Annotated in this window: 10 protein-coding genes; 7 read left to right on the top strand and 3 right to left on the bottom strand. The window is 37.9% G+C overall.

The genetic code is table 11. The features are described 5' to 3' along the window. Positions 1-77: 77 nt before the first annotated feature. A complete protein-coding gene (locus tag R2782_RS06345; RefSeq protein WP_371267245.1) occupies positions 78-1,229 on the top strand; it encodes a glycosyltransferase family 4 protein in 1,152 nt (383 codons plus the stop codon). Between the two features lie 94 nt (positions 1,230-1,323). Here R2782_RS06345 and R2782_RS06340 read toward each other — a convergent pair whose 3' ends face one another. Continuing rightward, a complete protein-coding gene (locus R2782_RS06340; RefSeq protein WP_371267244.1) occupies positions 1,324-2,091 on the bottom strand; it encodes a hypothetical protein in 768 nt (255 codons plus the stop codon). Positions 2,092-2,359: 268 nt separating this feature from the next. Here R2782_RS06340 and R2782_RS06335 point away from each other — a divergent pair, with 268 nt between their 5' ends. The 6 genes from R2782_RS06335 to R2782_RS06310 all read left to right on the top strand — a co-directional run bounded on the left by R2782_RS06335 (position 2,360) and on the right by R2782_RS06310 (position 9,935). Beyond that, entirely contained in the window at positions 2,360-2,962 is a 603-nt protein-coding gene (locus tag R2782_RS06335) for a sugar transferase (RefSeq protein ID WP_371267243.1), read from the top strand. After that, positions 2,952-3,572: an acetyltransferase gene (locus R2782_RS06330; RefSeq protein ID WP_371267242.1), complete on the top strand. Its 621-nt coding sequence runs from the start codon at positions 2,952-2,954 to the stop codon at positions 3,570-3,572. The genes R2782_RS06335 and R2782_RS06330 overlap by 11 nt, the downstream gene beginning before the upstream one ends. Further along, the gene (locus R2782_RS06325) at positions 3,565-4,704 is read left to right on the top strand and encodes a DegT/DnrJ/EryC1/StrS family aminotransferase (protein WP_371267241.1); all 1,140 of its coding nucleotides are present in this window, start codon (positions 3,565-3,567) and stop codon (positions 4,702-4,704) included. The genes R2782_RS06330 and R2782_RS06325 overlap by 8 nt, the downstream gene beginning before the upstream one ends. Positions 4,705-4,848: 144 nt before the next feature. Continuing rightward, entirely contained in the window at positions 4,849-6,735 is a 1,887-nt protein-coding gene (locus R2782_RS06320) for a polysaccharide biosynthesis protein (protein ID WP_371267240.1), read from the top strand. A 59-nt stretch (positions 6,736-6,794) separates the two neighbouring features. Then, on the top strand, positions 6,795-7,550 hold the full coding sequence (locus tag R2782_RS06315; RefSeq protein WP_371267239.1) for a polysaccharide biosynthesis/export family protein: 756 nt from the start codon (positions 6,795-6,797) through the stop codon (positions 7,548-7,550). Between the two features lie 3 nt (positions 7,551-7,553). Continuing rightward, entirely contained in the window at positions 7,554-9,935 is a 2,382-nt protein-coding gene (locus R2782_RS06310) for a GumC family protein (protein ID WP_371267238.1), read from the top strand. On the opposite strand, the gene R2782_RS06305 is transcribed toward R2782_RS06310, so the two are convergent. Together R2782_RS06305 and R2782_RS06300 are read right to left on the bottom strand one after the other, a co-directional pair. Beyond that, positions 9,927-10,664, bottom strand: a complete 738-nt coding sequence (locus tag R2782_RS06305; RefSeq protein WP_371267237.1) for a tyrosine-protein phosphatase — start codon at positions 10,662-10,664, stop codon at positions 9,927-9,929. The genes R2782_RS06310 and R2782_RS06305 overlap by 9 nt on opposite strands. A 47-nt stretch (positions 10,665-10,711) precedes the next feature. After that, positions 10,712-10,924, bottom strand: coding sequence for a signal peptidase (locus R2782_RS06300; RefSeq protein WP_371267236.1), 213 nt, complete (start codon positions 10,922-10,924; stop codon positions 10,712-10,714). Positions 10,925-10,942: the final 18 nt, after the last annotated feature.

Below are 10,942 nucleotides of genomic sequence, written 5' to 3'. Positions count from 1 at the left end.
AGGAGCCGTTGTGACGTCAACTGTTGAATCGAATAGTATTTATGGTGGCATTCCAGCTAAATTAATCAAAAGAATTAATGCGTAAACCCACTCTTGTTCGTATCACAACTGTGCCGTTGTCTCTTGATAAGCTACTGCAAGGTCAGTTGCGTTTTATGCAGCAGTATTATACTGTTATTGCTATATCCTCTGAGAGAGATTATCTAGAAAGAGTAGGTGAGCGTGAAGGAGTAGCGACTCATCACTTGGAAATGACCCGAAAAATTACCCCCCACAAGGATTTATGGGCTTTACTTCAACTATGGTTCTTTTTTTTAAAAACCAAACCTCCTATCGTACATACACATACCCCTAAAGCGGGTATTGTTGGTATGTTGGCAGCCAAATTGGCCGGTGTTCCGCATCGTTTACATACCGTTGCCGGGTTACCTTTGTTGGAGGCACAAGGAAAAAAGCGAAAATTATTGGATTTTGTAGAAAAGCTTACGTATCGCTGTGCTACCCATGTTTATCCGAATTCAAATGGTCTTAGAGATATTATTCTTGATTTACAGTTTACATCTCCAACAAAAATAAAGGTTTTGGCTAACGGTAGTTCAAACGGCATTGATACGGCTTATTTTTCGAACATTCATTTTTCTTTTGCTCAAAAAGCGACTTTAAAGGAATCGTTACAAATTTCGGATACTGATTTTGTTTTTGTTTTTGTAGGACGTTTGGTAAGCGATAAAGGGATTAACGAATTGGTTAGTGCTTTTACAAAATTACGGATTACCTATCCCCATGCAAAATTACTTTTGGTAGGTCCGTTGGAGAGTGCGTTAGACCCTTTGGAGGCCACAACCTTGGAAGCGATTACGCATTGTACGTCTATTCATTCAGTGGGTTATCAGTCGGATGTACGTCCTTATTTTGCTATTTCAGATTGTTTAGTATTTCCGAGCTACCGGGAAGGATTTCCGAATGTGGTGATGCAGGCGGGAGCAATGGAATTGCCTTCTATTGTTTCGGATATCAATGGCTGTAATGAGATTATTGTACCGGGTGAAAATGGACTTATTGTTCCTGCTAAGTCGGAACAGGCACTTCTAGAAGCCATGGAATTGATGCTTTCGGAGGAGGCTCTGCGGGAGCGATTAACGACTAAGGCCCGCTCGATGATTGTGGAGCGTTATGAGCAACGGGTGGTTTGGGAAGCGTTGTTGGAGGAGTATGCGAGGTTGAGGTGAATGGGGTTGATGAATTTTGAATGATGACTTATGAATTTTGAATGATGAATTATGAATTAAGAATTGGGGATGGAAGAGGTTTGGTGGTTTTTGATTAAATAGGGTTGTGTTTGAGGATTTGTTGGATGATGACGGAATTGAAGCTTCGTTTAAGTGGTCTGATTTTCTTTTTGTAGTTTTCTGAAAAGCCAATGAAAACGAATAGTAAGACCAGTTTGTCTCCTTTTAGTTTTTCGGGTTTTAAAGTAATGTCTATTGTTTTATCTTCTTTGTCGTAGACCACTTCTTCGCTGTAGGCGGTTTCAAAGGTGTCGTTGATGTAGTCCCAATTTGATTGAGCCACAGCCAAATGTACTTTTGAGGCATTTTCGGGCCATTCGATGTCATCTATAATTGATAGGTTAGGAAGGTGAAAGGTTTCTGTTTTGGGATTCCATTCTCCTCTTTTTTTGAGTGTTTTGTAAAGCGGTCTGCTTCTGTTTCCTTCATAACCTACTAATAAGTTTACACCTTCTTTGGTGTTTAATCCGTTTTCTACGGTTCTCATTCCTCTTTCATTGGCGGTGTCTTCTTCCAATACTTCAAAAAGTAATTTGTTTGCTCTTCCGGCAGTGCTCACGTCTTTTGCTCTCATAAAAAAGCGATTGGCTAAAAAGCGAAAGATTCTACTTTTCTTAGCGGCTTGACCAAATTCTTTTCCGTGTTTTTTAATGGGGTCGAAAATGGGGTTGGTTTTAAATTGTTCTTTGGTAATACCGGGATTTCCTTTTGTTTTTACTCGGTTTACATTGTCTTGGTCTACATAGAAGATCAAGTCTCCTAATGTTCCTGTGATGGTATAGGGAGCAGAAACGATTGCCATGGTTTATGGTTTAGGTTTTCAAATATCTTAAAATGATTTTGGATATGCAAGGGGGGGTGTTGTCTGTTGTCGGTTGTCGGTTGTCTGTTGTTGGATTTTGAAACTGAAAACTGGGACTGGGACTGAAAACTCCCAACTTACTATGAATTTGTAAACTTTGCTGTGTAATGTGTACCTGATTAAACACAAGAACTAATTTCTTAACTTACCATAAAACTGTTATTTAACAAATATTGTTTACTTTTGCCACGCGTAATACTTGTTTTTTATGTATAAAAATGGGATTAAACCTTTGTTGGATTTTATAGCAGCTCTCATAGGATTACTGCTTTTGTTGCCCATTTTTAGCTGTATTACAGTTTTTTTATACTTCTCGAACCAAGGTAAGCCCTTTTTTTTTCAGCAACGACCGGGTAAACACGGCAAGGTTTTTAGAATTGTGAAGTTCAAGACCATGAACGACAAGAAGGATAGTGATGGTAATTTACTTCCGGATGCTGATCGTTTGACCCCAGTAGGCCGATTTGTTCGCAAAACGTCACTTGATGAGATTCCGCAATTACTTAATGTACTCAAGGGCGACATGAGTTTGGTTGGGCCACGTCCGTTGTTGACACATTATTTGCATTTGTATAACGATTTTCAAAATCGCCGGCACGAAGTAAAGCCGGGTATCACAGGTTGGGCACAAGTAAATGGTAGAAACGCCATTTCGTGGGATAAAAAATTTGAATATGATGTTTGGTATGTAGATCATCTTTCGTTTGGCTTGGATGTTAAAATATTGATTAAAACGGTGCTGAAAGTGGTAAAGAGTGAAGGTATTAACGCCGCAGATGCGGCCACAATAGAGCCTTTTGATGGACAATAAAGTTACTTTGTACGGAGCCAGCGGACATGGAAAAGTAATCATTGATATACTTGAATCCATGGGTGTGGGCATTGCAACTGTTTTGGATGATAATCCGAATTTGAAAGCCTTATTAACCTATCCGATTTCAAAACCCACTGCAGTTGATACGGTAGATGGTAGCAGTGTGATTATTTCGATTGGCAATAATAGGGTGCGAAAAGCATTGTCGCAAAAAATGAATTGTATTTTTGCCCAAGCCATTCATCCAACGGCCATTCTATCAAAGCATAGCCGTTTAGGCGAAGGTACGGTTGTGATGGCGGGTGCAGTCATTAATCCGGCTACGACTATTGGAGCACATTGTATTATTAATACGGGTGCTGTTGTGGAGCATGATTGTGTGATTGCTGATTTTGTACATCTTTCGCCTAATGTTTCCTTAGCCGGTAATGTACATGTAATGGAAGGAGCACATATTGGTATAGGTGCCAGTATCATTCAAGGCGTACGCATTGGAAAATGGGCTACCATTGGAGCAGGTTCGGTCATTCTAAAAGACGTACCGGATTACGCTGTAGTAGTTGGCAATCCCGGAAAAATAATTAAATATACGACAATAGATGAATAAATCAAAGATATGGCTTTCTTCGCCACACATGGGCGGAAATGAACAACAATTTGTAAACGAGGCGTTTGCTGCGAATTGGGTGGCTCCGTTGGGACCCAATGTAACCGGATTTGAAACTGATTTGGAGCAGTATTTGGAAGAAGACGTTTATGTAGGAGCACTGAGTTCCGGTACAGCTGCTTTGCACTTAGGGTTAATTTTATTGGGTGTGCAGCCCGGTGATGAGGTTATTTGTCAAAGTATGACTTTTTCTGCATCGGCAAATCCTATCGCTTATTTAGGGGCTTCGCCCATTTTTGTAGACAGTGAACCCAACACGTGGAATATTTGTCCGAATGCCTTAGAAGACGCAATTAAAGACCGCTTGAGTAAAGGAAAGAAACCAAAAGCAATCGTTGCTGTTCACTTGTATGGTATGCCGTTTGAGGTGGAGTCCATTTTATCTATTTCTAAGCAGTATGATATTCCGATTTTGGAAGACAGTGCGGAGGCGTTAGGAAGTACCTATAAAGGAAAAAAATGTGGTACATTTGGTGCTATTGGGGTGTTGTCGTTTAATGGAAATAAAATTATTACCACTTCGGGTGGAGGTGCATTGGTTGCTCATAAGAAGGAGTTAAAGGAAAAGGCTGTTTTTTTAGCCACACAAGCCCGTGATACGGCTCCGCATTACCAACATTCTGAAATAGGCTACAATTACCGATTGAGTAATATTTGTGCCGGTATCGGTCGGGGTCAGATGCAAGTCTTGGACAAGCATATTGCTTTACGTCGCCGTATGCATACTTTTTACCAAGAAGCGTTAAAAGGCGTAGAGGGCGTTACTGTTTTTTCTGAGCCCAGCAGTGATTTTTATTCCAATCATTGGCTTTCTGCTCTTGTCATAGACCCTGTAAAATGCAACGGCAAAACGCGTGAAGATTTACGTTTGGCTTTTGAAGTCGAAAATATTGAGAGTAGACCGCTTTGGAAACCGATGCACCTACAACCGGTTTTTGCAAACTGTTTGTATTTTGGCGGAGGTGTTTCCGAACATTTATTTGCGAATGGCTTGTGTTTACCTTCGGGGTCAAATTTAACCGACGAGGAACGAAATCGTATTTTGGATGTTTTGCAACGATTTAAAAATTAAGATTTTTTTAAGATTTATTTTTTTTATATCTTTACTTGCTTGAACTAAAACTAAACCACATTGAACGATTCTGAAAAAAAGAATTTTCTCTACGAATTCTCGCAGTTTGTCTCGGGGCTCAACTTGCGTTTTAGCTTTAAAAACATGGGCTATTTGCCCCGTTGGATTGTTTTATTGTTGGATACATTCACGGTTGCTTTTTCAGGTGTTTTAACGTATTTGTTATTTAACGGGGTTAAGTTAGCATACATTCAGGCCGCCGATGAGCTGGTTGCTTTTGTGGTTTATATTAGTATTGCTGTTTTTTTCTTTTGGGTTTTTAAAACGTATTCCGGTATCATCCGACACTCTTCGTATATCGATGCTTTAAAATTGTTTTTTGCCCAGTCTGCCACCTTGATGGTGATGGTACTCATTAATTTTGTTTATCTGCTGGCCGATGGCGATAAATTATTTCTCAATACCGGTCTTTTTATTAATGCGGTCTTGTCTTTTTCGTTCTTATTTTTTTACCGCGTTATTGTTAAACAATCGTTTGAAAAATTCTTTAACGTCAAAGATAAAAAGGATTTAACGAGAGCCATTATTTATGGTTCCGATGCCAATGCAATTGCCGTAGCCAATGCATTAAAATCGGAAATACCGCGTCGTTTTCAATTGATTGGGTTTATTGATAAAAATAATCAAAATACCACCAAACGTATTTTGGATTTACCAATTTTAAATTTGAATCGGAAAGTACCGGTGTTGATGCGTTTTATTAAAGCGGATGCTCTGATTATAGCTGATAAAAGTCTAAGTAAAGAAGAACGTTCTACGATTGTGGATGAATGTTTGGAGTTTAACCTCAAAGTATATACCATTCCGTTAGTGACGGATTGGGATGATCAAAAAGAAATCTCAAAAAATATCAAGAGTTTTGAAATTCACGACTTGTTGGAGCGAAAGCCTATCGTTTTGGATACGAAGGCCATTTCAAATCAGTTGTTTGAGAAAACAGTATTGATTACCGGAGCAGCCGGTTCTATTGGTAGTGAGATTGTACGGCAGGTATTGGAATTTAATCCCAAAAAAATAATCTTACTCGATCAAGCTGAAACCCCTTTACATAGTTTGTCTTTGGAAATAGCCAGTAAAGACAAAGACGTTATCATTCGAAACATTGTAGCCGATATTCGAAATGTAGAAATGTTGGAAAAGGTTTTTAAATCCTATCAACCTCAGGTTGTGTACCATGCGGCAGCCTATAAACATGTTCCGTTGATGGAAGAGAATCCGGCTCAGGCCATTTTTACCAATGTGATGGGGACAAAGCATTTAGCGGATTTGTCTAAAAAATACAAGGTAGAGCATTTTGTTATGATTTCTACCGACAAGGCTGTTAATCCGTCCAGTGTTATGGGAGCCAGTAAACGAATTGCGGAGATGTATGTGCAATCGCTTCATTTTAAAAGTGCTGAAAGTAAATCGTCGCAACAAACCAAGTTTATTACTACCCGATTTGGTAATGTGTTGGGTTCGAATGGTTCTGTAGTGCCCTTATTTACGAAGCAAATTCAAGAAGGAGGTCCGATTACCATTACCCATCCTGAAATTATACGGTATTTTATGACTATTCCGGAGGCCTGTCAGTTAGTTTTGGAAGCCGGAGCTATGGGAAAAGGCGGTGAAATCTTTATTTTTGATATGGGTAAACCGGTTAAGATTATTGATTTGGCTAAGAAAATGATTCGATTGGCCGGCTATACACCCGACAAAGAGATAAAGATAGCTATTGTAGGGCTACGACCCGGTGAAAAATTGTACGAAGAATTATTGAACAATTCGGCAAAGAACTTGCCAACTCATCACGAAAAAATAATGATAGCGGAGGAAATTTGCAAAGATTTTCATCAGCTTGCCGACGAAGTAGAAGATTTGATTATCCTGTCTCATTTGAAACCCAATAATCAAATTGTATCTAAAATGAAAAAAATTGTTCCGGAATTTAAAAGTATGAATTCCGTTTTTCAGGAATTAGATATGAAATAGCGATTATGTTTAGAAATTCCTTTTTTTACTCCTATCTTTGCCCAAATTCTGTTCTATTTATGAAAATTAAATTTTTACTGATAGTAGGTGTTTTTTTCTTACTTACTTCTTGTGCTTCTAAAAAGAAAATGATTTATTTACAAGGTGTTGACGGAACTTCGGCTTCGGAAATAGTAAAGTATGAACCTAAAATTCAGTTGGATGATATTATTTACATCAATGTTTCGGCTGAGTCTATCGAAGCCGCAGCACCCTTTAATTTGCGTGGTCAAGCTGAGCAAACAGTAGGCGGAAATGCCGTTCAATACAGTAGTTATTTGGTGAATAACCAAGGAGAGATTACTTTTCCGGTGTTGGGCGTTATTAAAGTAGCCGGTTTAACAAAAACAGCTTTACACGATTTATTGCAACAGAAGCTTGAAGAATACTTAAAAGACCCGATATTGATAGTACGTGTTATAAATTTTAAAGTAACCGTAATGGGCGAAGTGAAACATCCGGGCAGTTTTACCATTCAATCGGATCGAATGACCTTGATGGAAGCCTTGGCTCAAGCCGGTGATTTGACACCGGTAGCTAATCGGGAAAACATTTTGATTGTTCGAGAAGAATCCGGTATAAAATCATATCACCGAATCAATCTTACCGATACGGCGTTATTGCAATCGCCGATGTACTATCTGAAACAAAATGATTTGATCATTGTAGAGCCTCGCTTTACCAAGCCCGAATCTTCAGTTGTTGGAGCCAATCTGCCTTTGACACTGTCGGTTGTTAGTTTGTTGGTTACCTTAACGCTATTAGTTACACGATAAAGTATGCAAAATTCTCCTTTACCCACCTCTGATACCACGCAAAAAAGTGTAGACATTAAAGAGCAATTGTTTATTTATTTGTCTTATTGGAAATGGTTTGTGTTGGGTGTTTTCTTATGTTTGGTAGGTATTTATTTCTATTTGCGTTATTCTGTTCCGCAATATGGAGTAAGTGCAACCATCTTGATAAAGGATGAGAAAAAAGGAGGGTCTAGTGAGCTATCCGCATTTAGTGATTTGAATATTTTTGCCGGAAAGAATAATGTAGATAATGAAATTGCCATCTTAAAGTCTAAAACATTGTCGCAAGGAGTGGTTTCTGAGTTGGGATTGGATTTGACGTATTATGTTGAGGGGCGTGTGATTAATCCGGAATTGTATAAAGATTTACCGTTAATGATTCAATTTAACGAAAAGTCAAACCGGTTTTATTCTATTGATACATCGTTTGTTATTTCTCCGGTTTCTAATGCGGAATTCAAGATTTTAAGTTTTGATAAAACCAAAGGAAAAACCTATCGTTACGGACAAGTGATTACCTCCAACTTAGGCAGTTTTAGTGTAGAAAAAGTAGCAAACATTGAGAAGTTTGACAACGATATATTTGTGATTAAATCTAAGTTGACCACCAAGGCGAATGATTACAGTAATCGGGTTCAAATTGTTAATCAGAACAAAACCAATGTTATCCAGTTGAGTATAGTGGATAATGTGGAGCAAAAAGGGATTGACTATTTGAACATGTTGATTCAGAAATACAATGAAGATGCTGTTGCCGACCGAAATCAAATTGCCAAATCGACAGAAAAGTTTATCAATGAGCGTTTGGAAATCATTACAAATGAACTAGAAGGAGTTGAAAAAAATGCCGAAACCTTTAAGCGTGAAAACCGATTAACGAATTTGGAAGAAGATGCCTCGTTGAATTTAAGCAGTGCTGCCGAATACGAGCGTTCTGTTGTGGAGACCGAAACCGAGATAAGTATTGTGAATGAGTTGCTAAAGTCTGTTTCAACTGCCGATTCACAAGAGTTGGTTCCCTCTATTTATTTGCCTACGAATCCTGCTGCAGGTTTGATTGAACAGCACAATAAGTTGATATTAGAACGGCAACGTTTGTTGAAGAGTGGAACAACTTCTAATCCGCAAGTAAAAAACATCGATAAGCAATTAGACGGCTTAAAATCGAGCATCATGGATGGTTTAAAGAGTCAATTGTCAACCCTACGAATTACCAAAAATAATTTAGCCCGTCAAGAAAGTCGTTATAACAGCAAGGTAGGGCGAGTACCTACGATTGACCGTATTTTTAAAGGAATTTCCAGGCAGCAACAAATCAAAGAATCATTGTATTTGTATCTCTTAGAAAAGCGTGAAGAAACAGCCATTTCTTTGGCCGTAACCTCTCCGAAAGCCAAGATTATAGATGCTGCATTTGCAACAGGTCAGGTTACTTTGAACCGCAAAATATTCTATCTTGGAGCTATTGTATTAGGTCTTTTGATTCCTTTCGGAATTATTTACTTGCTCTTTTTACTGGATACTAAAATTAAAAATCGTCAGGATATTGAGGGTAAAGTTTCCATTCCTATTTTGGGTGATATTCCTAAGTCTGATTCGAGTGATCAAATTATTAAAGCGAACAGTCGTTCGAGTTCGGCAGAAGCCATACGGATTGTTCGTACCAATTTAGAGTTCATTTTATCGCATGTACCTGATGAAAAGTGCAAAACTATTTTTGTTACCTCTTCGATTCCTAAAGAAGGAAAAACGTTTGTTTCAATTAATTTAGCCACAACCATAGCACTTTCAGGCAAACGTGTATTATTGATAGGTTTGGATATTCGTAATCCTAAATTGGAGCAATATGTTGATTTGCCCGGCAAAGGTTTAACAAACTACCTCACTAAGAACAATGCGGATAGCAAGGATTATATTGTTAAACTGGATGGGTATGAGAATTTTTATGCCTTACCATCCGGGGTTATTCCTCCAAATCCTGTAGAATTGTTGATGAACGATAAATTAAATGAGTTGTTTGAAAAATTAAAACAGGAATACGATTATATAGTGGTGGATACTGCACCGGTTAGTATGGTTACGGATACCTTGTTGGTGGCTAAAAATGCAGATGCTTTTATCTATGTGATGCGTGCTAATTATTTAGATAAACGTATGTTGAAGTTTGCAGATAACCTTTATAAAGAAAAGAAATTACCTAATATGGCTATCGTATTAAATGATACCGATTGGAAGAAAACGTATGGCTACGGTTATGGCTACGGCTATGGCTACGGCTATGGTTATGGCTATGGTTATGGCTATGGCTACGGTGTTGAAACTGAAAAACAGCCTTGGTATAAAACCCTATTTAAATCAAAATAGGAATAATTGATTGTTTTGAATAGCTTGTTTTAACTCCTCTTCTTCTTTAATTATCAGACGGTTTTGGAAATTTTGTGCTTGATTGAGGTTATGCACATCGGAGCCCACAAAGTCAATTAACTTATTGTTGAGTAATTTTTCTGCTGTTTTAGCAACATTTTTACCGTAATAACCGGTTACAGACAATAGATTTAACTGAAAAAGACAACCCATTTTTTTAAGTTTTTGGTAATTGTCAACATTATTGTGGTAAAAGAGGTATCGTTCCGGATGAGCCAGAATAGGTTTGTAGCCGGCCACTTGGATTTCAAAAATGATTTCTGAAAGTTGCAGTGGAGGGTTTAAATAAGACATTTCTACCAAGAGGTAGTTTTCTTTTAGGGTAAGCAGTTTTTCTTTTTGCAGAAGTTCCAAAAAGTAGGTGTCCATCATATATTCTGCGGCTGCTTTAATTGAGGGAATATTTTCTTTTTTTGCTACAAAATCATGTAACTCCTTTTCCCCATTTTTGATTGTTTCATTTGTATTTGGCCAAACGGTATGCATTACGTGTGGTGTAGTGATATATTGTTTAAAACCAATGCGATTTAATTCCGTAATAATCTCGAATGATTCCTCCTTTGTTTTAGCTCCGTCATCAATGCCTGGTATCAGGTGTGAGTGAATATCAACAAAGTTATCGGGAATTAAATCTTTTAAAAACGATTTTTTTTTGGTGAAGAAAATCAAAGCAGTAGTAATTGGTTATAAAAAAACCCCTTAAAAGGGGTTTGGTATTAGTCAGCTTTTTGCGTTCTTTTATTGAAATAGTAAAAAGCAAATAGTATGCTTACGATTGCCAACCATATTAACTTTCCGTCAATAGGAGCTGCCGGAGTATCATCCCCTTCTAAGCCGCCACTTCCATCATCGTCACCCGGTTGGGCAAACACTATAAAATCAGACAATAATAGAAATGATACGATGTAAAATTTGTAAATACTTTTCATAAATCTTTTAATAAGTTG

Source organism: Flavobacterium sp., assembly GCF_041392085.1.
In the GTDB taxonomy this organism is placed as follows: domain Bacteria; phylum Bacteroidota; class Bacteroidia; order Flavobacteriales; family Flavobacteriaceae; genus Flavobacterium.
The sequence above is the reverse complement of the archived record's forward strand: the minus strand, read 5'-3'. Positions and strand labels throughout refer to the sequence as shown.